This window comes from Ruegeria sp. YTSA168 (genome assembly GCF_059610045.1).
In genome coordinates this window covers 1-19,910 of record NZ_JBXWMW010000010.1, presented here as the reverse complement: position 1 = coordinate 19,910, position 19,910 = coordinate 1, and the positions used below count along the sequence as shown (strand labels likewise).

Annotated in this window: 21 protein-coding genes; 17 read left to right on the top strand and 4 right to left on the bottom strand. The window is 58.6% G+C overall.

Translation table 11 applies throughout. The annotated features are described in order from the left end of the window. The first annotated feature begins 19 nt into the window (after positions 1–19). The 10 genes from AC2FFE_RS15920 (at position 20) to AC2FFE_RS15875 (ending at position 9,535) form a co-directional block, all read left to right on the top strand. Positions 20–838, top strand: coding sequence for an ABC transporter ATP-binding protein (locus tag AC2FFE_RS15920; RefSeq protein ID WP_496820488.1), 819 nt, complete (start codon positions 20–22; stop codon positions 836–838). After that, positions 831–1,484, top strand: a complete 654-nt coding sequence (locus AC2FFE_RS15915; protein ID WP_496847095.1) for a hypothetical protein — start codon at positions 831–833, stop codon at positions 1,482–1,484. Before AC2FFE_RS15920 ends, AC2FFE_RS15915 begins: the two co-directional genes overlap by 8 nt. Beyond that, on the top strand, positions 1,484–2,470 hold the full coding sequence (locus AC2FFE_RS15910) for a branched-chain amino acid ABC transporter permease (protein ID WP_496820490.1): 987 nt from the start codon (positions 1,484–1,486) through the stop codon (positions 2,468–2,470). Before AC2FFE_RS15915 ends, AC2FFE_RS15910 begins: the two co-directional genes overlap by 1 nt. 2 nt (positions 2,471–2,472) lie before the next feature. Then, a complete protein-coding gene (locus AC2FFE_RS15905; protein ID WP_496847094.1) occupies positions 2,473–2,730 on the top strand; it encodes a hypothetical protein in 258 nt (85 codons plus the stop codon). A gap of 3 nt (positions 2,731–2,733) precedes the next feature. After that, positions 2,734–3,810, top strand: a complete 1,077-nt coding sequence (locus tag AC2FFE_RS15900; protein ID WP_496847093.1) for a branched-chain amino acid ABC transporter permease — start codon at positions 2,734–2,736, stop codon at positions 3,808–3,810. Between the two features lie 75 nt (positions 3,811–3,885). Further along, a complete protein-coding gene (locus AC2FFE_RS15895; RefSeq protein ID WP_480550541.1) occupies positions 3,886–5,169 on the top strand; it encodes an ABC transporter substrate-binding protein in 1,284 nt (427 codons plus the stop codon). 113 nt (positions 5,170–5,282) lie between these two features. Continuing rightward, positions 5,283–6,116: an ABC transporter ATP-binding protein gene (locus tag AC2FFE_RS15890; RefSeq protein ID WP_480550543.1), complete on the top strand. Its 834-nt coding sequence runs from the start codon at positions 5,283–5,285 to the stop codon at positions 6,114–6,116. A gap of 19 nt (positions 6,117–6,135) precedes the next feature. Next, on the top strand, positions 6,136–7,353 hold the full coding sequence (locus AC2FFE_RS15885; RefSeq protein ID WP_496847135.1) for a phenylacetate--CoA ligase family protein: 1,218 nt from the start codon (positions 6,136–6,138) through the stop codon (positions 7,351–7,353). A gap of 103 nt (positions 7,354–7,456) precedes the next feature. After that, the gene (locus AC2FFE_RS15880) at positions 7,457–9,121 is read left to right on the top strand and encodes an ABC transporter permease (RefSeq protein ID WP_496847092.1); all 1,665 of its coding nucleotides are present in this window, start codon (positions 7,457–7,459) and stop codon (positions 9,119–9,121) included. Between the two features lie 63 nt (positions 9,122–9,184). Further along, positions 9,185–9,535 carry a DUF2794 domain-containing protein gene (locus tag AC2FFE_RS15875; RefSeq protein WP_353009256.1) on the top strand — a complete coding sequence of 117 codons (351 nt, stop codon included), beginning with the start codon at positions 9,185–9,187 and terminating at the stop codon, positions 9,533–9,535. Here the strand turns inward: AC2FFE_RS15875 and AC2FFE_RS15870 are convergent. From AC2FFE_RS15870 to AC2FFE_RS15860, 3 genes are all read right to left on the bottom strand, one after another. After that, positions 9,532–10,269 (bottom strand): C40 family peptidase, encoded by a 738-nt coding sequence (locus tag AC2FFE_RS15870; RefSeq protein ID WP_496847091.1) that lies wholly within the window; start codon positions 10,267–10,269, stop codon positions 9,532–9,534. The genes AC2FFE_RS15875 and AC2FFE_RS15870 overlap by 4 nt on opposite strands. Further along, entirely contained in the window at positions 10,266–11,648 is a 1,383-nt protein-coding gene (locus AC2FFE_RS15865; protein ID WP_496847090.1) for a leucyl aminopeptidase family protein, read from the bottom strand. Before AC2FFE_RS15865 ends, AC2FFE_RS15870 begins: the two co-directional genes overlap by 4 nt. Positions 11,649–11,711: 63 nt before the next feature. Further along, complete coding sequence (locus tag AC2FFE_RS15860) at positions 11,712–12,101, bottom strand: hypothetical protein (protein WP_496820495.1); 390 nt, start codon at positions 12,099–12,101, stop codon at positions 11,712–11,714. 144 nt (positions 12,102–12,245) lie between these two features. On the opposite strand from AC2FFE_RS15860, the gene AC2FFE_RS15855 reads away from it, so the two are divergent. Continuing rightward, positions 12,246–12,896 (top strand): carbonic anhydrase, encoded by a 651-nt coding sequence (locus AC2FFE_RS15855; RefSeq protein WP_496820496.1) that lies wholly within the window; start codon positions 12,246–12,248, stop codon positions 12,894–12,896. A gap of 107 nt (positions 12,897–13,003) precedes the next feature. Beyond that, positions 13,004–13,540, top strand: a complete 537-nt coding sequence (locus tag AC2FFE_RS15850; protein WP_496847089.1) for an SRPBCC family protein — start codon at positions 13,004–13,006, stop codon at positions 13,538–13,540. 10 nt (positions 13,541–13,550) lie between these two features. Here the strand turns inward: AC2FFE_RS15850 and AC2FFE_RS15845 are convergent, their stop codons facing one another. After that, positions 13,551–14,153, bottom strand: coding sequence for a helix-turn-helix domain-containing protein (locus AC2FFE_RS15845; RefSeq protein WP_496820498.1), 603 nt, complete (start codon positions 14,151–14,153; stop codon positions 13,551–13,553). 146 nt (positions 14,154–14,299) lie between these two features. Here AC2FFE_RS15845 and glyA point away from each other — a divergent pair, with 146 nt between their 5' ends. The 5 genes from glyA to AC2FFE_RS15820 all read left to right on the top strand — a co-directional run bounded on the left by glyA (position 14,300) and on the right by AC2FFE_RS15820 (position 19,805). Further along, positions 14,300–15,553 carry a serine hydroxymethyltransferase gene (glyA, locus tag AC2FFE_RS15840; RefSeq protein ID WP_496820499.1) on the top strand — a complete coding sequence of 418 codons (1,254 nt, stop codon included), beginning with the start codon at positions 14,300–14,302 and terminating at the stop codon, positions 15,551–15,553. Positions 15,554–15,564: 11 nt separating this feature from the next. After that, positions 15,565–16,947, top strand: a complete 1,383-nt coding sequence (lpdA, locus tag AC2FFE_RS15835) for a dihydrolipoyl dehydrogenase (RefSeq protein WP_496847088.1) — start codon at positions 15,565–15,567, stop codon at positions 16,945–16,947. 15 nt (positions 16,948–16,962) lie between these two features. Further along, complete coding sequence (lipA, locus tag AC2FFE_RS15830; RefSeq protein WP_496847087.1) at positions 16,963–17,907, top strand: lipoyl synthase; 945 nt, start codon at positions 16,963–16,965, stop codon at positions 17,905–17,907. A 25-nt stretch (positions 17,908–17,932) separates the two neighbouring features. Next, complete coding sequence (locus tag AC2FFE_RS15825) at positions 17,933–19,306, top strand: alanine/glycine:cation symporter family protein (RefSeq protein WP_496820502.1); 1,374 nt, start codon at positions 17,933–17,935, stop codon at positions 19,304–19,306. Between the two features lie 76 nt (positions 19,307–19,382). Continuing rightward, positions 19,383–19,805 (top strand): universal stress protein, encoded by a 423-nt coding sequence (locus tag AC2FFE_RS15820; RefSeq protein ID WP_496847086.1) that lies wholly within the window; start codon positions 19,383–19,385, stop codon positions 19,803–19,805. Positions 19,806–19,910: the final 105 nt, after the last annotated feature.

Here is a 19,910-nt window from a genome sequence, read left to right as displayed (position 1 = left end):
GTAAGTCTGGGAGAGGCTGATGCTGGATCATTCCGAAGGATATGTCACCGAAGATGGCCGCAAGATCGGCGGTGTGGTGATGGAGATGAAGAACATCACCCTGCGCTTTGGCGGTGTGGTGGCGATCAAGGATATCTCGTTCGATATTCGCGAGGGTGAGATCCGCGCCATTATCGGGCCGAACGGAGCGGGTAAGTCCTCGATGCTGAACGTGATCTCGGGGTTCTATGTCCCTCAGGAGGGGGAGGTTTGGTTCCACGGCTCCAAGCGCCCTCCGATGCGGCCGTTTGAGGTAGCGCAGCAGGGGATTGCGCGGACCTTCCAGAACATCGCCTTGTTCGAAGGCATGAGCGTTCTGGACAATGTCATGACCGGGCGCCTGAGCTTTATGAAGACCAATATCCTCCAGCAGGCGTGGTGGAAGGGGAAGGCCGAGGCCGAAGAGACTGAGAATCGTGAAGCGGTTGAGAGGATCATCGACTTCCTTGAGATTCAGCACATCCGCAAAACGCCGGTTTCGCGCCTGCCCTACGGGCTGAAAAAGCGGGTCGAACTGGCGCGTGCCTTGGCGGCGGAGCCAAAGCTGCTGCTTCTGGATGAACCCATGGCGGGCATGAACGTCGAAGAGAAAGAGGATATGAGCCGCTTCATCCTCGATGTGAATGACGAATTTGGCACCACCATTGCTCTGATCGAGCACGACATGGGCGTGGTGATGGACCTGAGCGATCGGGTCGTCGTGATGGATTACGGCAAGAAGATCGGCGATGGCACACCGGATGAGGTGCGCAACAACCAAGAGGTTATCGACGCCTATCTGGGGGTCAGCCATGACTAAGCTGCTCCAGCTTCTAGAATCGCATGTACTGAAGCGATTTACGGCAGCGCTGTCATTGATGATACCGCCCAGCATAAGTGGTGCCGAAACTTACGCTGAGTACGCTTCGTACCAGACTGCAATCGAAGAGATTTGTGCGCCGCAAATTGAGCGTGGAGACATCTCTATTCGCGCGCTTCTTCAGAAGCTTGAGGGCCCACAATACCAGCAGTTACGTGAGGTCTTGAAATACACATTAGGAAGTGATTCTGTCCAAGATGCTGAGCTATATGCGTTCTGGTTATCGAGCGGTATAGCTCCTGTTTTTGTCGCTTCTCCCATGACGTACGAATGCCGTTTGGTCGCGTTAGATTCCAGAGGTATGAGAAGTTTCGAGGAGCTTTGGGCTCAACAATTCTTGGACGAAACTAGCACTTACCGAGGTTATCGGGCGGTACGCGGAGGCAAAGGCCTATTGCAGAAGTATCGCGATGAGTCGACAGCGTGGGCGGTTCGACCGTTCGAAGACCAGTTCATCAAAGTGACCGGATGGTATGGTGATCTACGCGGGTTCGAAAAACCTGATCTCGGAATTCTACAGATATCGATGACGAAAATCGACAAGACCGAACAAGCTTGCCGGTTGTGGCCTGAGGAGTGCAACTGATGCCTGAACAACTCGTATTTGCGATGGAGGTCATCCTCAACGGTCTGATGGCCGGGGTGCTTTATGCTCTGGTCGCGCTGGGCTTTGTGCTAATCTACAAGGCCTCGGGGATTTTCAATTATGCCCAAGGGGTTATGGCCCTGTTTGCGGCGATGACGCTGGTTGGGATCATGAAGGGTCAGGTGCCGTTTGCGCACCTGATCAACGCTACATTCGGCACGCATATCCACTACTTTGGCTGGAATGTGCCTGCGCTGTTGGCGATCATCCTGACGATGGGTGTGATGGTGTTGCTGGCCTGGGCGGTGCAGCGCTTCGTCATGCGCCATCTGGTCGGGCAGGAGCCGATCATTCTGTTCATGGCCACCATCGGGCTAGCCTATTTCCTTGAGGGCGTGGCCGATCTGATGTGGGGGTCTGAGATCAAGACGCTGGATGTGGGCCTGCCGCAAGGCATCAACCTGTGGATCGACGAGACGACCTTTAACATCTTCGATTATGGCTTCTTCATCGACAACCTGGACATCGTGGCGACGATCATCGCGGCGCTACTGGTGGCAGCTCTGGTCGCGTTCAGCCAATACACCAAGCAAGGTCGCGCCATGCGCGCGGTGGCCGATGACCATCAGGCGGCGCTGTCTGTGGGAATCTCGCTGAACTTCATCTGGATCATGGTCTGGTCAGTCGCCGGGTTCGTCGCTCTGGTCGCGGGGATCATGTGGGGCACCAAGTCGGGCGTGCAGTTCTCGCTGTCTCTGATTGCGCTGAAGGCGCTGCCGGTGCTGATGCTGGGCGGGTTTACATCGATCCCCGGCGCGATTGTCGGCGGGCTGATCATCGGGGTGGGCGAGAAGCTGTTCGAGTTTGCCATCGGACCGCTGGTCGGCGGCGCAACCGAGAACTGGTTTGCTTACGTGCTGGCGCTGATCTTCCTCGTCTTCCGTCCTCAGGGACTGTTCGGCGAGAAGATCATCGAGAGGGTTTAGCCATGCACAAGCTGATCGCCATCATCAACGTCATCGCATGGGCCGGGTTCTGGGCGTTTGGGTATATCGCCGTTACCTCGGATGATCTGAGCGACAGTCAACTGGTCGTGGTGGCGATCCTGGCTTTTGCCGGGCTGGTCACCGGCATCATGGCTTACATGAAACTGGTCCGCGCGTCCGAGGCGAGCGGATATGCCAAAGGATCCAATCAACTGGATGCTGCTGCCCGGGGTCGGGCACAGGAACAATGGGGAAAGTGACGCATGTTCTATCGTGAGGCCGGGGATTTCAAAACCTCGTACATTGCTGACAGCCAAACCTTCCCGATCAAGTTTGACCGGTATCGCTACTATGCCGTGCTGGCGGTGGCGTTTGGCATCATTCCGTTCATCATCAATGATTACTGGGCGAACGCCTTGCTGCTGCCTTTCCTGATCTATGCGATTGCCGCGATTGGGTTGAACATTCTGGTTGGCTATTGCGGACAGGTTAGTCTGGGTACTGGCGGCTTCATGGCCGTGGGGGCCTATGCCTGCTATAAATTGATGACGGCGTTCCCCGATGTCAGCATGTTCATCCATGTTCTGCTGGCAGGTGGCATAACCGCGATTGTTGGCGTGCTGTTTGGCCTGCCTTCGCTGCGGATCAAAGGATTCTATCTTGCCGTGGCCACGCTGGCGGCGCAGTTCTTTCTGGTTTGGCTGTTCAACCGGGTGCCGTGGTTCTACAACTACTCGGCCTCGGGTCAGATCAATGCGCCAGAGCGCGATGTATTTGGCATCATCATCACCGGGCCGAACGCGCCCGCATGGGCGACATATTTGTTCTGCCTGATCTTCCTGACCGTCTGTGCAATCATTGCCCGCAACCTGACGCGAGGCACCACAGGTCGGACATGGATGGCGATCCGGGATATGGATATCGCGGCCGAGATCATCGGGGTGAACCCGCTCAAGGCGAAGCTAACTGCCTTTGCGGTCAGCTCATTCTTCGTGGGCGTTGCCGGAGCGCTGTTCTTTGCCGTCTATCTGGGTGCGGTTGAAGTCGGTGAAGTCTTTGGCATTCAGAAATCGTTCTTGGTGCTGTTTATGGTCATCATCGGTGGATTGGGTTCGATCTTCGGATCCTTTGCCGGGGCCGCGTTCCTGGTATTGCTGCCGGTTGTTCTGAAGCTGTTTGGCGTCGATTTGCTGGGCTGGCCCACGGATATCGTGGCGCATCTCAATCTGGTGATCGTTGGTGCTTTGATCATCATGTTCCTGATCCTCGAACCGCATGGGCTGGCACAGCTGTGGCGCGTCGCGAAAGAGAAACTCAGACTCTGGCCGTTCCCGCACTAAGGGCCGGCCCAATCAAAAGACGGGCAGCTCAAGCCCGAAACCCAACATCGGACTAACCAAGGGAGGAGACACCCGATGAACAAGAAACTGGCAACTCTAGCGCTGGGCGCTGTGATGGCCGCAGGTCCGGTTATGGCCGACCTCGTGTTCCCGTCACTCAGCTATCGGACGGGACCTTATGCGGCGGGCGGTATCCCGTTTGCGGATGGCTATGCTGACTACTTTACCCTGCTGAATGAACGTGACGGTGGGATCGGCGGTGTTCCGGCCCGCGTTCTGGAATGTGAGACCGGCTATAACACCGAAAAAGGTGTGGAATGCTATGAATCCACCAAAGGCGAGGGCGCTTTGGTGTATCAGCCGCTGTCGACCGGCATCACCTATCAGCTGATCCCGAAAGTGACCGCAGATGGCATTCCGCTGCATACGATGGGTTATGGCCGGACTTCGGCCGCGAACGGCAAAGTATTCAGCCATGTGTTCAACTATCCGGCCAACTACTGGAACGGTGCGTCGGGCGCGATCAACTATCTGCTGGATCAGAATGGCGGAGATCTGGGTGGCAAGAAAATCGCTCTGGTCTATCACAACTCTGCTTATGGCAAAGAGCCAATCCGCACGCTGGAAACACTGGCCGAAAAGCATGGCTATGACCTGACCCTGCTGCCGGTGGATCATCCGGGGCAAGAGCAGAAATCTCAGTGGCTGCAAATCCGCCGTGAGAAGCCCGACTATGTGATCATGTGGGGCTGGGGCGTGATGAACCAGGTTGCCGTGCAGGAGGCTGCCAACATCCGCTTCCCGATGGAGAATTTCATCGGCGTCTGGTGGTCCGGTGCGGAATTCGATGTGCAGCCTGCGGGTGACAAAGCCACCGGTTATAAGGCGCTGACCTTCACCGGTCTGGGTGATGACTACCCTGTCTATGACGATCTGCAGAAATACGTTGTCGATTCTGGTAAAGCCGCTGGCGCGGGTGATCAGTTGGGCACGGTGCAGTATAACCGTGGTCTCTACGCCGCGATGCTGGCTGCCGAAGCGGTGAAAACTGCACAGGACATGCATGGCACTGCAGAAATCGACGCATCGATGATGCGCGATGGCATGGAAGCGCTGGAGATGACCAACGCCAAGATGGAAGCGCTGGGCATGTCTGGTTTCGGCCCCGAGTTTTCGGTCAGCTGTGAAAATCACGGCGGCCCCGGCCTTGTCGGCGTCGTTCAGTGGGATGCAGCAGCAGGCACGTGGAATTCGGTTCAGGATTTCAAACCGACCGATGCCGACGTGATCAATGCGCTGATCGAAGAAGATTCGGGCGCATACGCGGCTGAAAACAACATTTCGCAGCGCTGCGAGTAAGAAACTGAGCGCGCGCCCCGGGTTTTCCGGGGCGCCCCAGACAAACGGAGCGGCGGGTTGCTTGCCGCTCCTCACGAACCGCCCTTATTGGGCAGGCATGAGGATAAGCGCTGATGCTGGATGCGGCACAAACCACAGATGTACAGGCGGAAACCCTGCTTGAGGTCAACAATATCGAGGTGATCTACAACCATGTGATCCTTGTGCTGAAAGGGGTCAGCCTGACTGTGCCCAAGGGCGGAATTACGGCTTTGCTGGGCGGCAATGGTGCGGGCAAAACCACGACACTGAAGGCGATTTCGAACCTGCTGCATTCCGAACGTGGCGAGGTGACCAAAGGCACGATCAAGTATCGCGGCCAAAGCGTGCATGAAAGCGACCCTGCCGATCTGGTTGAAAAGGGCGTTATCCAGGTGATGGAAGGCCGTCACTGTTTTGAACACCTGACAGTCGAAGAAAACCTGCTGACCGGTGCCTATACCCGCAAGGATGGAAATGCCGCGATCCAGCAGGATCTGGAACTTGTTTACAATTACTTTCCACGCCTGAAAGAGCGTCGCCGGTCGCAGGCCGGCTATACCTCGGGCGGGGAACAGCAGATGGTCGCGATGGGCCGAGCTTTGATGTCGCGACCCGAGACCATCCTGCTGGACGAACCTTCGATGGGTCTGGCCCCTCAGCTGGTCGAAGAGATTTTCGGCATTGTGAAAGATTTGAACGAGAAAGAAGGCGTATCCTTCCTGCTGGCCGAACAGAACACCAATGTGGCACTGCGCTTTGCGCATTACGGCTACATTCTGGAATCCGGTCGCGTTGTGATGGATGGCCCAGCGGCTGAGCTGCGTGAAAACCCCGACGTGAAAGAGTTCTACCTCGGCATGTCCGAGGATGGCCGCAAGAGCTTTCGTGACGTGCGGTCCTATCGCCGCCGCAAGCGGTGGTTGTGATCTGATGGAGGATATGGCGATGACCTATTTCGACACACTCGAAACGCGCTCTGCCGATCAGCGCGCCTTGGATCAGGCCGCAGCTTTGCGGGCGCAGCTTGTGCAGGTGGCCTCCGCACCCGGGTTTGCAGAGCATCTCGCCGAAATAGACACTAATAAGGTCAAATCCGCCGAAGATTTGCCCCTGTTACCGGTTCTACGCAAGTCAGACCTGACCCGCGCCCAGGCCGCCCATTCGCCATTCGGCGGGTTCACCGTGAAGCCAGCGCATCAGTTCCATCACGTGTTCCAGTCGCCGGGGCCAATCTATGAGCCCGGCAACACCGATCAGGATTGGTGGCGCATGGGCCGTTTTTTGAATGCGGCTGGTATCGGCGCGGGTGATATCGTTCAGAACTGCTTTGGCTATCATCTGACACCGGCTGGAATGATCTTTGAAAGCGGTGCGCGCGCGGTTGGTGCCGCCGTCCTGCCCGCCGGAACAGGTCAGACCGAACTACAGGTCACCGCCGCGCGTGACATCGGATGCACCGCTTATGCGGGCACCCCTGACTACCTGAAGGTCATCCTGGACAAGGCGGATGCGATGGGGGTCGCGCTTAAGTTCTCCAAAGCAGCCGTGGGTGGCGGGGCACTGTTCCCGTCACTGCGTCAGGACTATGCGGATCGCGGGATTTCCTGCCTGCAATGCTATGCCACAGCAGATCTGGGCAATGTTGCCTATGAAAGCGCCGCGATGGAGGGGATGATCATCGACGAGCATGTGATCATCGAGATTGTGACCCCCGGAACTGGCATTCCTGTGTCCGTGGGTGAGGTGGGTGAGGTGGTCGTGACCTCTTTGAACCCCGACTATCCCCTGATCCGCTTTGCCACCGGGGATCTGTCGGCCCTGATGCCGGGTGTCTCGCCCTGTGGGCGGACCAATATGCGGATCAAAGGCTGGATGGGCCGTGCCGATCAGACCACCAAGATCAAGGGGATGTTTGTTCGCCCTGAACAGGTCGCCGCTTTGGTCGAAAAGCACGACGAAATCGTCAAGGCCCGCGTGATCGCTGCTCGGCAGGGAGAGATGGACACCATGACTGTCCAGATCGAAAGCCCCGGCGGCGATGACATGGCCTATGCCAAATCAGTGGCCGAAGTGCTGAAGCTGAAAGGCGCGATCGAGGTGGTCGCCCCCGGTTCCCTTCCGAAAGACGGCTTGGTGATCGAGGATCAGCGGGTTTATGAGTAAGGTCTGCGGCAGTTTGTGCCGCAGAATTGTAACCCACACACTGGCGTTTCCGAGCGTTTTGGTCGATTAAAGGCGAAGTCTTCGGCATCTACGCAGCAGGGCAATGGCTCAGATCGACTATTCTGAAAACGGATCGCGAAACCGCGGCGTGCGCGGGACCCGGCTTTTGGCCGGGCTGGCCTATGTCGTGGCTGGTGCGTGCCTGTTGCCGATGATCGCGGTTGTTCTGGCTGCGCTGACCGGTGGCACCGATGCAATAGCGCATTTGGCCGAGACCGTGTTGCCCAGGTACACAGCCACCACGATTATTCTGGTCATACTGGTGGCTATCGGCACGTTCTGTATCGGAACCGGCGCCGCCTGGCTGGTGACGATGACCCGTTTTCCCGGCGTTCGGTTGCTGGAAATCGCATTGGTCCTGCCGTTGGCCTTTCCGGCCTATGTTCTGGCCTATGCTTATACCTTTGTTCTGGACCATCCAGGCATTGTGCAGGCTACCCTGCGCGATGTGACGGGGTGGGGCCCGCGCGATTACTGGTTCCCCGAGATCCGCTCCACCCAGGGTGCGGCGGCGATGCTGATCCTTGTACTTTATCCTTATGTCTACCTGCTGGCTCGCGCCGCGTTTCTGCAGCAAAGCGCAACGGCGTTTCTGGCGGCGCGCGCCCTGGGGAACAGTCCGTGGCTGGCGTTTCGGCGTGTGTCGTTGCCCATGGCGCGCCCGGCGATTGCGGGTGGGGTGCTGCTGGCAATCATGGAGACCATCGCGGATTTTGGAACCGTCTCCTATTTCGGCGTTCAGACTTTTGCGACCGGCATTTACACGAGCTGGTTTTCGCTGGGTGATCGCGCTGGGGCCGCGCAACTGGCGCTGTGTTTGCTGGGGTTTGCCTTGATGCTGGCCGTGGCCGAACGGACGTTGCGCGGGAACGCAAAATATCATCAAAGCGGTAAACACCATGTGGCGCACCCTGCCGCGCATCTGACTGGGTGGCGCGCCCTTGGAGCGTTTCTTCTTTGCGCAGTGCCTGTCCTGTTTGGGTTCATGTTTCCGGTTCTCATTCTGGTCGACATGGGATTGGAGTCTGAACAGAACCTACTGTCGGACCGGTACCTTGGGTTCATCCAGAACTCTCTGATCCTGGCGGGTACCGCGGCTCTGGTCACTGTTGCGGCGGCGGTCAGCGTCGGGTTTTTTCAGCGCCTAAGACCCGGGCGCGCTTCGACCAGTGCGGCGTATCTGGCGCGGCTGGGTTATGCGGTGCCCGGAGGCGTGATCGCGGTTGGGTTGCTTGTGCCCTTCGCTGCGTTTGACAACGCGCTGGACGCCTGGATGCGCCAGACATTTGATATCTCGACCGGCTTGTTGGTTACGGGGTCTATCTGGCTGTTGGTCGCGGCCTATATGGTACGGTTTTTGGCTGCAGCATTGGGCGCGTATGAAGGCGGGCAGAGCACGGTTCACGCGAATATGGATGCTGCTGCCCGGTCTTTGGGCCAAACACCTTTGGGCACATTGCGGCGGGTCCATCTGCCCATTCTTACCCCATCGCTGCTGACCGCATTGCTGATCGTCTTCGTCGACGTGATGAAAGAGCTGCCCGCGACCCTGATCATGCGCCCGTTCAACTTTGATACACTGGCTGTGCAGGCTTACCGCTTGGCCTCGGACGAACGGCTCGAAGGGGCCGCCGTGCCTTCGTTGGTCATACTGGCTGTTGGATTGTTGCCGGTGGTCCTGATCTGTCGGCAGATCGGGCGGCGGTAAGGAAATACAGCGCTGATGTGCATCGGGCTTGATTCGGGCGCGATTTCCGGCAAGGCTTGAGATATGAATATGCAGCCTCCCAGCCGGTTCTCTGCAAACTCGGCCCAGATGCCCGTCGCGTTCGACCGGCGCGAGATGTCCCATATCCTGTCTGTCTACGGTCGGATGGTCGCCGCCGGTGAATGGCGTGACTACGGAATATCCAACCTGCGTGACACGGCAATCTTCTCGATCTTCCGGCGTACAGCCGAACACCCGATCTACCGCATCGAAAAACACCCGCGCCTGCGGCAGAAGCAAGGGATGTATTCTGTCGTTGGCATGGACGGCCGCATCCTGAAACGTGGCCACGATCTGCGCACGGTGTTGCGCGTGTTGGAGCGTAAGCTGATCCGTTCTGTTTCCCCGGACTAGAGCCGTTTATGGGCGGTCACAGGCCCGTCACCTTGCGCCTGAATGCGCGCAATCGCCTGATCCATTGGCTCATAGGCCACCGCCATGTGACGCGCATTCGCATGCAGCAGCATGTTAGGCCCTGATACCCACGCCACATGACCCTTCCAGAACAACAGATCACCGCGCACGGGTTCGGACCCTTCTGGCAGAGCGGTGCCTACCGCCCGCTCCTGATCCCCGCTGTCGCCGGGGCAGGGGATGCCACAGGCCAGAAGCCCCGCCTGAACCAGACCGGAACAGTCGATCCCAAACCGGCTGTTGCCTCCCCACAGGTAAGGCGTGCCCAGAAACAGCTCTGCCACGGCCACTGGATCGGTTTGCAACTCAGCAATTGGGGTGGTGTGCGCTGCGGGTATGAAGCCCAGCTCGGTTTCCACGAACGTCCCGGTTTCTGACAGGGCTTGCACCGTGCTGCCGAAACTCAGCGAGGTCAAATCGCGCGTCTTCATATCCGCTTGTTCATAAGCATGTGTTGCGGGGGCTGTGATCTTATGGGTTTGCGGGATATCCGGGCCGAGATGCGTTGAGCGGACCCAGCCGGAATAGCCGTCCTTGTCAGCGGTTATCCGGCTCCACTCGTTTTTATCGGCCGTAACCTCGACCGTGTCGCCGTACAGCAATTGACGATCGCGTGGACCACCTGGCTGATGTAACAGGTCAACCACAGGCTTGATGGTACGCAGCCGGGTCACAGGCCCAAAACCTCCGGCAAAGCGCCCAGGATGGCGCGGGGGCCTTGGCCCAGCCCACCTTTGCTACGCCCAGGCGACTTGCTGGGCTGCCACGCATAGATGTCGAAATGCATATATGGGCTGTTCTCGATAAAGCGGCGCAGGAACAGGGCAGCGGTGATGGACCCCGCGAACCCGCCCGAAGGTGCATTGTCCAGATCGGCGATACCTGGTTCGATCATAGCCTCATAAGGCGTGTGGAAGGGCATCCGCCAGACCGGATCAGCGGACCGTTGTGCGGCGTCCGACAGTAAGGCTGCGGTCTGATTGTCATCCGTATAGAACGGCGCCAGATCGGGGCCCAAAGCCACGCGCGCTGCACCCGTCAGGGTGGCCATCGAGATCACCAGATCGGGGTTACCCTCATCCGCCAGAGCCAGTGCATCCGCCAGCACCAGCCGCCCCTCGGCATCGGTATTGTTGATCTCAACCGTAAGCCCCTTGCGCGAGGTCAGGATGTCTCCGGGTCGGAAGGCATTGCCCGCCACCGCATTCTCGACTGCCGGGATCAGAACGCGCAATTGCAGCGGCAGGTTCAGCGCCATGATCATCCGGGCAAGACCCAAGACATTGGCCGCGCCGCCCATATCCTTTTTCATCAAACCCATCGAGGAACCGGGTTTCAGGTTCAGCCCACCCGTGTCAAAGCACACCCCCTTGCCGACAAGCGTTAGTTTTGGCCCAGCCGATCCCCAGTTCATCTCGATCAATCGAGGGGCCTGATCCGCTGCGCGTCCGACGGTGTGGATCATCGGAAAGTTCTGTTCCAACAGCGCATCACCCAGGATGGTCTTGCAGGATGCGCTGAATTCTTCCGCCAGTGCCTTGGTGACCTGCTCTAATTGTGCGGGCCCCATATCCGAGGCGGGCGTGTTGGCCAGATCTCGCGTCAGTGCCTCGGCATTGGCCATTGCTTCGATGCGTGCCGCATCGACACCTGCCGGCGCGATCAACCGTGCCTTGGCGGCGGATTGGCTTGCGTAGCGGTCGAATGTGTATCCGGTGAGCAGCCAGCCCAGACATTCCATTTCAGCCCGGTTCGCATCAAGGCCCGATGTAATCCGATAGGTGCCTTCGGGCAGTGCCTCGGCTGCGGCAGCCAAGGGAAAGCGTTTGCGGGCGCGTTTCGCCTCGGTTCCATAACCTGCCAGTGCACAGGTGGTACCGCCACCATCGCCGGGCACCAACAGCGTTTGACCCAGTGCAGCGGTGAACCCGTTTGCCGCGACCCAGTGGCCTATATGTTCAGGCTGATCCGCCAGCCACGCGTCCAGTTCGGATTGGGCGATGACATGAAGCGGGACAAAGGGATTGGTCGGTTCGGCAAAGCTTAGGGGCATGGACGTCTCGGTTGTTTGACTTTGCGCCCAGACTAGCCACCCGCGATCCGCCTGCAACCCCCGTTAGAGGGACAAGTCCTGCTGATCCCAAATCGCCGTCAATGACCGTTCGCCGATGCGGATCAGCCGCCCCAGCGTCGCCCCGGCGGCAACCGCATCGCCAGCATCAACCGACTGTGCAACATCACCGGCAACCCTTGCCAGCGCCGTCATCCCGATCTGATCGGCAATCGCCACCAGCGATTTCGAGCATTTGCGCAGATTGTCCCAATCGCGTTTCCGCCAGAACCGTTCGCAATTCGACAGGCGCACGGCCAGTTCCTCGACCGTGCGGCACAGGACGTCCAGTGCGTTCTTGTCGCCCAATTGCCGGTACAGGCCGCTCAACCTGTCCGGGTCCAGCCGTACCGTTTCTGTATGTTCAAGCGTGAGTATCTTTTCCACCACATTCACCCTAGTTCAGTCGCCCCCACGGCGTAGACCAGATGTTTGTCGGGAATTCCTTTGCAAAACCTTGCCCCGGCACAGAAAAACTATTCGAATTTTCCGATAACCCGCACTATACCGGCTTCAAATGAAAAGAATTGGGGCTTTAGTATGGACCTCGCCAAACCACTACCGGCGTATCTGATCAAGCGTTACCACGGTTGGAAATCTACCACATACGCCGAAAACCAGGCCTGGTATCGCCGCCTTGCCAACGAAGGGCAGCGCCCGCGTGCGATGGTGATTTCCTGCTGTGACAGCCGGGTTCACGTGACTTCGATTTTTGGTGCGGATCAGGGTGAGTTTTTCATTCACCGCAATATCGCCAATCTTGTGCCGCCCTATGCGCCCGACGGCGATCACCATGGTACCAGTGCAGCGATTGAATACGCGGTCACGGCCCTGAAGGTGGCGCATCTGATCGTACTTGGACATTCGCAATGCGGTGGTGTTCAGGGCTGCATCGACATGTGCAAAGGCAAGGCGCCGCATTTGGAGGCGAAAGAGAGCTTTGTTGGTCGCTGGATGGATATTCTGAAGTCGAAATACGATCTGGTTGCGGATGTCGAAGATAGCGAAGAACAGGCGCGGCAGTTCGAACAGCAGGCGGTTGTCGCGTCGCTGGAGAACCTGATGACTTTCCCCTTTGTGTCTACTGCGGTTGAAGATGGCTCGATCAGCTTGCATGGGCTATGGACAGATATCGGGGAAGGCGGCCTGCAGTGCTATGACCCGAATGAAAAGAGATTCCTGACGATTTAGTCGATCTTGGCGTGGGCAGATTTGAAATGGCTCGGATCAGGCCTCTGATTCCGAGCCATTTTTTGGTATGGTCCGGCTACATTGTTTTTTGGAATCGGACTGGACCCATGAGATTTGTCAAACGTCTTATTGTCTTTTTGCTTGTGATTGTCGTGGCGCTGGTGGGCATCTCTTATCTGCTGCCTGGAAAGGCCGAGGTGTCTCGATCAATCACCATCGACGCCCCGGCTGAGGCAATCTTTCCTTTCGTGAACTCCATGCAAGAGACCGAACAATGGTCCCCTTGGCTGCATCGTGATCCCGACACCAAACTGTCCTACGCAGGTCCGGAGGCAGGAGTTGGCAACACCCTGAACTGGAGTTCGGACCACCCGCAGGTTGGCACCGGTTCGCAGGAGATTATCGAAAGCATCGAAAACCAAACCGTCCGTACTGCGCTTGATTTCGGCCCGATGGGCACGGCGATGGCTGCGTTTGTGCTGCAGCCCCAGGGCGGCCAGACTCAGGTTACCTGGGGTTTTGAATCCGATCTGGGCCTGAATCCCATGACGCGCTGGATGGGCCTGATGATGGACAATTGGGTCGGTGGAGACTACGAGCGGGGCTTGTCCAACCTGAAGGCACTGGTTGAATCACAGGGGTGATCCGGGCGGCTTACTCCAAAGACACCCACAAAACGCGCGCATCTTCTTCGCTGGTCGAGATACAGCCATGCCCCATGCCGCTGTCGTAATACAGTGAATCCCCGGCTTTCATCGGCAGGGGACGATAGTGTTCGGACACAAAGGTCAGCTCTCCGCTGATGACATACAGGAACTCTTCCCCGCTGTGTCTGATCCAGTTTTCGAATTCGGAAACGTCACGGGCCTTGATGGTCGCGATATAGGGCAGCATGCGTTTGCTGGTTAGTTCCGGGCACAACAGCTCGTGCAGATAGGTGGGGGTGTCCCGCATCTCACCTTCGCCCTTTGGGGTGAAATCGCGCCGACCCGCGATCCCTGTCTGGCCTGATTGCAGGAAAAGCTGCGGGGTGCTCATGTCCAAGGCCTGTGTCAGTCGTCGCACAATGTCAAAGCTGGGCCTTGTTTGGTTGTTTTCGATCTTGGACAGCGTCGATCGACCGATTCCCGCAGCGCGCCCGGCTTCCTCCAGCGTCCACCCTTTGGCGCGGCGTGCGTCCCGGATCGAGCGCCCCAAGGCGGCGCCTTCATCCTCTTCATCCGGCCCGACGGCGTCGTTCAGGCTGTCATCGACCATGGAAATCCCCCCGATTTTCCGCAGGTTACCGATTTCCACCTGCTGACACAACTTTACAATCCGAGATTTCTGTTGCTTTTGCCCATATAATTCCCCTATAGGAAACAAAGTTTCGTACTTGGGAATCGAGCATGAGGGAGGAAATCATGTTCAAAACGTCACTCACGGATGCTGATCCGGTCATTGCCGCGTCGATTGATCGCGAGGGCGAGCGCCAGGCTCAGCAGATTGAGCTTATTGCGTCCGAGAACATTGTCTCGCAGGCCGTGATCGACGCGCAGGGTTCCGTACTGACGAACAAATATGCCGAAGGCTATCCCGGTCGTCGTTACTATGGCGGGTGCGAATATGTGGATGAGGTCGAGGTCGAGGCGATCGAGCGGCTCAAGAAGCTGTTCGGTTGCGAACATGCCAATGTCCAGCCGCATTCCGGTGCGCAGGCAAACGGCGCTGTAAAGCTGGCGCTGCTCAGCCCCGGTGACACGATCCTGGGCATGTCCCTGGATGCGGGCGGGCACCTGACCCATGGCGCAAAGCCCGCGCAATCGGGCAAGTGGTTTCACCCGGTTCAATACGGCCTGACCGATGCGGGGCTGATCGATTATGATCAGGTCGAAGCACTGGCCAAAGCAGAGAAGCCGAAGCTTATCATCGCGGGTGCGTCGGCCTATTCGCAAAAGATCGATTTCGCGCGGTTCCGCGCCATCGCGGATGAGGTAGGGGCCTGGCTGTTGGCTGACATGGCCCATATCGCGGGTCTGGTTGCGACCGGGTTGCATCCTTCACCGGTTGGTCACGCACATGTCGTGACGTCGACCACGCACAAAACCCTACGCGGTCCGCGCGGCGGGATCATCCTGACGAATGACGAAGCGCTGGCAAAAAAGATCAACTCGGCGGTGTTTCCCGGTCTTCAGGGCGGTCCGCTGATGCATGTGATTGCCGGTAAGGCCGTCGCATTCGGAGAGGCGCTGAAACCTGAATTCAAGGATTACATGCAGCGCGTCGTCGACAGCGCGGCAGCGCTGGCCAATGTGATGATGGCACGGGGATGTGACATTGTTTCAGGCGGCACCGAAAACCATCTGATGCTGGTCGACCTGAGGCCGCTTGGCGTGACCGGAAAAGACGCTGAAGCCGCGTTGGAACGTGCCGGTTTCACCTGCAACAAGAACAGCGTACCGGGCGATCCGGAAAAACCGACAATCACCAGCGGTATCCGTTTGGGAACGGCAGCCGGGTGCAGCCGCGGGTTTGGCCCGGACGAGTTCACCCGGATCGGCCACCTGATCGGCGACGTTCTGGATGCCCTGCGTGAGACGCCCGAAGGCAACGCCGCTGTCGAGACCGAGACCCGCGAAAAAGTCCGCGCCCTGTGCGCCAACCATCCAATTTACTGAAAGAAGACCCAATGAGCACCTATGACCTCATCATCATCGGGGGTGGTCCCGGCGGATATGTCGCTGCGATCCGCGCGGCTCAGTTGGGTTTGAAAGTGGCCTGTGTCGAAGGGCGTGGTGCCCTTGGCGGGACCTGTCTGAATGTGGGGTGCATACCCTCCAAAGCGCTGCTGACCTCCTCGGCCAAATATGCCGAGCTTGCACATCTCTCCTCCCATGGCATTGCGGTCGAGGGGGCCAGCGTTGATCTGGGCGCGATGATGGGCCGAAAGGACAAGATCGTTGGCGATCTGACCAAGGGCATCGGATTTCTTTTCAAGAAAAACGGCGTTGATCTGATTGAAGGCTGGGCCAGCATTCCCGCCGCCGGACAGGTCAAGGTAGGCGACGACATCCATACCGCCAAGAACATCCTGATTGCCACCGGGTCCGAGCCCACGCCGCTGCCGGGGATCGAGATTGACGAGCAGGATATCCTCAGTTCAACCGGCGCAATTGCGCTGGAGACTGTGCCGGAGCATCTGGTGGTGATTGGCGCGGGCGTAATCGGGCTGGAACTGGGTCAGGTCTGGGCGCGTCTGGGTGCCAAGGTCACTGTTGTTGAATATCTGGACCGGGTTCTGCCCGGAATTGATGGCGAGATTGCCAAGCTGGCGCAGCGGGCGTTGTCCAAGCGCGGGCTGAAATTCCAGTTGGGTCGCGCGTTGAAGTCGGTCGACAAAAGTGATGTGGGCCTGAGCTTGACCGTCGACCGCGTCGGCAAGGACAAGGAAGAGGTGATCGAGGCTGACAAGGTCCTGATTGCTGTTGGGCGGCGTCCCGTAACGCGCGGGCTTGGTCTGGATGACCTTGGCGTCGCGGTGAACCCGCGCGGCTTCATCGAGGTTGATGGCCATTTCCAGACCTCGGTCCCCGGCATCTATGCCATTGGCGATTGTGTGCCTGGTCCGATGCTGGCGCATAAGGCGGAAGAAGACGGCGTGGCCTGTGTGGAAATGCTGGCCGGGCAGGGTGGCCATGTGGATTACAACACCGTGCCGGGCGTGGTCTACACCGACCCCGAGGTCGCCTCGGTTGGTTTGACCGAAGAGGCGCTGAAAGAAGCCGGCACGGAATACGCGGTGGGAAAGTTTGCTTTCATGGCGAACTCGCGTGCGCGGTCGACCGGTGAAACCGATGGTGCGGTCAAGGTTTTGGCGGACCCCAGCGGAAAAATCCTGGGCGCGCATATCTGCGGGGCCCATGGTGGTGATCTGATCGCCGAACTGGTTCTGGCCATGACCAAAGGCGCAACAGTCGCCGAGGTCGCAGCCACCTGTCATGCGCACCCGGCCATGGGCGAGGCGGTCAAAGAGGCCTGCCTTGACGCCATGGGCCGTGCGATCCACGCGTAAGGGAAGACCGGCCAGATGACCATCCAGCTTCGCCCCCGACATCCGGAAAAAGCCAAAAAGGCAGACAGCGTTATCCCGCGCAAGCCCAAGTGGATTCGTAAGAAAAAGGGCGATAGCGCCGAGTATTACGAAACCCGCCGCCTGATGCGCGAGCACAGCCTGGCAACGGTCTGTGAAGAGGCCGCCTGCCCCAATATCGGCGAGTGCTGGTCCAAACGTCACGCCACCATGATGATTATGGGTGAGGTCTGCACCCGTGGCTGTTCCTTCTGCAATGTTGCCACTGGTCGCCCCGATGCGCTGGACGCGTTTGAACCGGGCCGGGTTGCCGCTGCTGTCAAGAAGCTGGGCCTGCGTCACGTGGTGATCACCTCAGTCGACCGTGATGATCTGGCTGACGGCGGCGCTGAACATATTGCCCAAACCATCCGTGCTGTGCGGCACCAGAATCCTGGCACGACGGTAGAAGTTCTGACCCCCGACTTTCTGGGCAAAGGGGACGCGGCCGATCTGGTCTTTGCGGCCGCCCCCGACGTATTCAACCACAACCTGGAAACGGTACCGCACCTGTATCCAACGGTCCGGCCTGGCGCGCGCTATTACACGTCGCTGCGCCTGCTGGACGATGCCAAACGCGCAAATCCTGAGATTTTCACCAAGTCCGGCCTGATGGTCGGTTTGGGTGAATCCCTGGACGATGTGCGGCAGGTCATGGATGACCTGCGCGCGGCCAATGTCGATTTTCTGACGGTCGGTCAATATCTGCAACCGACCCCGAAACATCACCCGATTGACCGGTTCTGGACACCGGAGGAGTTCGCCCAACTGGAGCAGATCGCTCGATCCAAGGGTTTTTTGCACGTGTCGGCCACGCCGCTGACCCGTTCGTCGTTCCATGCGGACGAAGACTTTGCCGCCCTCAAGCAGGCCCGCCAGCGGGCTATCGCCAAAGGGGCATAACGAAAACGCAATTGGGAGGGAATCCATGGAAGCGTTGAATTCAATCGTAGGGGCCATCAATGGCGTCGTGTGGGGGCCGCTGATGCTGGTTCTCATTCTTGGCGTCGGCTTCTTCCTGCAGGTGGGGCTGAAGTTCATGCCGATCCTGCGCATTGGCACGGGCTTCAGCCTGCTGTTCAAAGGCCGCGAAGGTCAGGGCGAAGGGCAGATCAGTCCGTTCAACGCGCTGATGACCTCGCTGTCGGCGACCATCGGTACGGGGAACATCGCCGGTGTGGCCACTGCTGTCTTCCTGGGCGGTCCGGGTGCCTTGTTCTGGATGTGGATGACCGCCCTGGTGGGCATGGCCACCAAATATGCCGAAGCTGTTCTGGCGGTGAAGTACCGCGAGAAGGATGAGCTGGGCAACTATGTTGGCGGCCCGATGTACTACATCAAGAACGGTCTTGGCGCGAAATGGGCCTGGCTGGGCGTAGCCTTTGCCTTGTTTGGCGCCGTTGCGGCCTTTGGCATCGGCAACGGTGTGCAGGCCAATGGTGTGGCGCAGGTTCTGGAAGCCAACTTTGGCCTGAACACCTCGATCACCGGTGTTGTCCTGATGGTCCTGACCGCTGCCGTGATCCTGGGTGGCATCACCCGTATCGGTGCGGTTGCTGGTAAGCTGGTTCCGTTCATGGCCATCGCATACATCGTCGCAGGCCTGCTGGTTCTGCTGATCAACATCGGCAATATCGGCTCTGCCTTGTCGCTGGTCTTCACCCACGCCTTCACCCCGTCCGCCGCCGAAGGTGGCTTTGCCGGTGCAGCCGTCTGGGCCGCGATCCGCTTTGGTGTGGCCCGTGGTGTGTTCTCGAACGAAGCCGGTCTGGGTTCCGCTCCGATCGCACATGCCGCAGCCGAGACCAAAGGTCCGGTCAATCAGGGCCTGATCGCGATGCTGGGTACGTTCATCGACACCATCATCGTTTGTTCGATCACTGGTCTGGCAATCATCGCGTCAGGTGCCTGGACATCGGGTGAATCCGGCGCCGCGCTGACCTCGGCCGCGTTCGAATTGTCGCTGCCAGGCATCGGTGGGTATCTGATCGCCATCGCTCTGTCGATCTTTGCCTTCACCACCATCCTGGGCTGGTCCTTCTACGGCGAGAAATGCGTCGAGTTCCTGCTGGGTGTCAAATCGCTGTTGCCCTACCGCGTCCTGTGGATCGTCATGATCTATTTTGGCGCAACTGCGGATCTGGGCTTTATCTGGCTGCTGGCGGACACGCTGAACGCCATGATGGCCATCCCGAACCTGATTGCCCTGGCGCTGCTGAGCCCGATCGTCTTCAAACTGACGAAAGAGTTCTTTGCCTCAGGTGGCAAGTCCGAAGAGCCGGGCGCAACACCTGCCGAGTAATCTCGGATGAAATGACGGGGGGCCAACCCGGCCCCTCGGCTTCGAAACAGTATTCCATATCTCGAGGAGAGACGTGATGGCGACGAAAATCCTGCTGCCAATAGATCACACTGATGATCGGTCGTGGAAAAATGCCCTGCCGCTGGCGCAGGAACAGGCGAAGTTCTACGGTGCCGAACTGCACGCGGTCGCTGTCATCCCCGAGATCATCCAGTTGCCGAACCTGCCCGCCAACTACGGCGCTGGCGCGAAAGAGCATGTCTGCAACGCGGTTCAGGCGATCCTGGATCAGGGCGATGCCTCCGATGTGGCGATCCATGTTGAAGAAGGCAGCGTTTACCGCGAAATCCTGAAACTCGCCTATAAGGACGGTTTTGACCTGATTATCATGGCCTCCACCAAGGGCGACTTCCCGAATTATGAGATCGGCCCGAACCTGGCCCGTGTCGTGCGCAACGCGCATTGCACCGTGATGGTCGTTCGCGACCAGTCCCGCTAATCGAAAGGTTGGAATTATGTCCGAACTAAAACGCACCCCTCTTTATTCTCTTCACGTTGGTTTGGGAGGAAAGTTGGTTGATTTTGCGGGATGGGAGATGCCTGT

Bases quoted from the DNA above. Each gene is read 5' to 3' on its own strand.
- glyA (WP_496820499.1), top strand. From the start codon at position 14,300: ATGTTCAAAACGTCACTCACGGATGCTGATCCGGTCATTGCCGCGTCG.
- AC2FFE_RS15885 (WP_496847135.1), top strand. From the start codon at position 6,136: ATGACCTATTTCGACACACTCGAAACGCGCTCTGCCGATCAGCGCGCC.
- AC2FFE_RS15895 (WP_480550541.1), top strand. From the start codon at position 3,886: ATGAACAAGAAACTGGCAACTCTAGCGCTGGGCGCTGTGATGGCCGCA.
- AC2FFE_RS15855 (WP_496820496.1), top strand. From the start codon at position 12,246: ATGGACCTCGCCAAACCACTACCGGCGTATCTGATCAAGCGTTACCAC.
- AC2FFE_RS15820 (WP_496847086.1), top strand. From the start codon at position 19,383: ATGGCGACGAAAATCCTGCTGCCAATAGATCACACTGATGATCGGTCG.
- AC2FFE_RS15890 (WP_480550543.1), top strand. From the start codon at position 5,283: ATGCTGGATGCGGCACAAACCACAGATGTACAGGCGGAAACCCTGCTT.
- AC2FFE_RS15910 (WP_496820490.1), top strand. From the start codon at position 1,484: ATGCCTGAACAACTCGTATTTGCGATGGAGGTCATCCTCAACGGTCTG.
- AC2FFE_RS15875 (WP_353009256.1), top strand. From the start codon at position 9,185: ATGAATATGCAGCCTCCCAGCCGGTTCTCTGCAAACTCGGCCCAGATG.
- lpdA (WP_496847088.1), top strand. From the start codon at position 15,565: ATGAGCACCTATGACCTCATCATCATCGGGGGTGGTCCCGGCGGATAT.
- AC2FFE_RS15900 (WP_496847093.1), top strand. From the start codon at position 2,734: ATGTTCTATCGTGAGGCCGGGGATTTCAAAACCTCGTACATTGCTGAC.
- AC2FFE_RS15905 (WP_496847094.1), top strand. From the start codon at position 2,473: ATGCACAAGCTGATCGCCATCATCAACGTCATCGCATGGGCCGGGTTC.
- AC2FFE_RS15880 (WP_496847092.1), top strand. From the start codon at position 7,457: ATGGCTCAGATCGACTATTCTGAAAACGGATCGCGAAACCGCGGCGTG.
- lipA (WP_496847087.1), top strand. From the start codon at position 16,963: ATGACCATCCAGCTTCGCCCCCGACATCCGGAAAAAGCCAAAAAGGCA.
- AC2FFE_RS15865 (WP_496847090.1), bottom strand. From the start codon at position 11,648: ATGCCCCTAAGCTTTGCCGAACCGACCAATCCCTTTGTCCCGCTTCAT.
- AC2FFE_RS15825 (WP_496820502.1), top strand. From the start codon at position 17,933: ATGGAAGCGTTGAATTCAATCGTAGGGGCCATCAATGGCGTCGTGTGG.
- AC2FFE_RS15845 (WP_496820498.1), bottom strand. From the start codon at position 14,153: ATGGTCGATGACAGCCTGAACGACGCCGTCGGGCCGGATGAAGAGGAT.
- AC2FFE_RS15920 (WP_496820488.1), top strand. From the start codon at position 20: ATGCTGGATCATTCCGAAGGATATGTCACCGAAGATGGCCGCAAGATC.
- AC2FFE_RS15915 (WP_496847095.1), top strand. From the start codon at position 831: ATGACTAAGCTGCTCCAGCTTCTAGAATCGCATGTACTGAAGCGATTT.
- AC2FFE_RS15850 (WP_496847089.1), top strand. From the start codon at position 13,004: ATGAGATTTGTCAAACGTCTTATTGTCTTTTTGCTTGTGATTGTCGTG.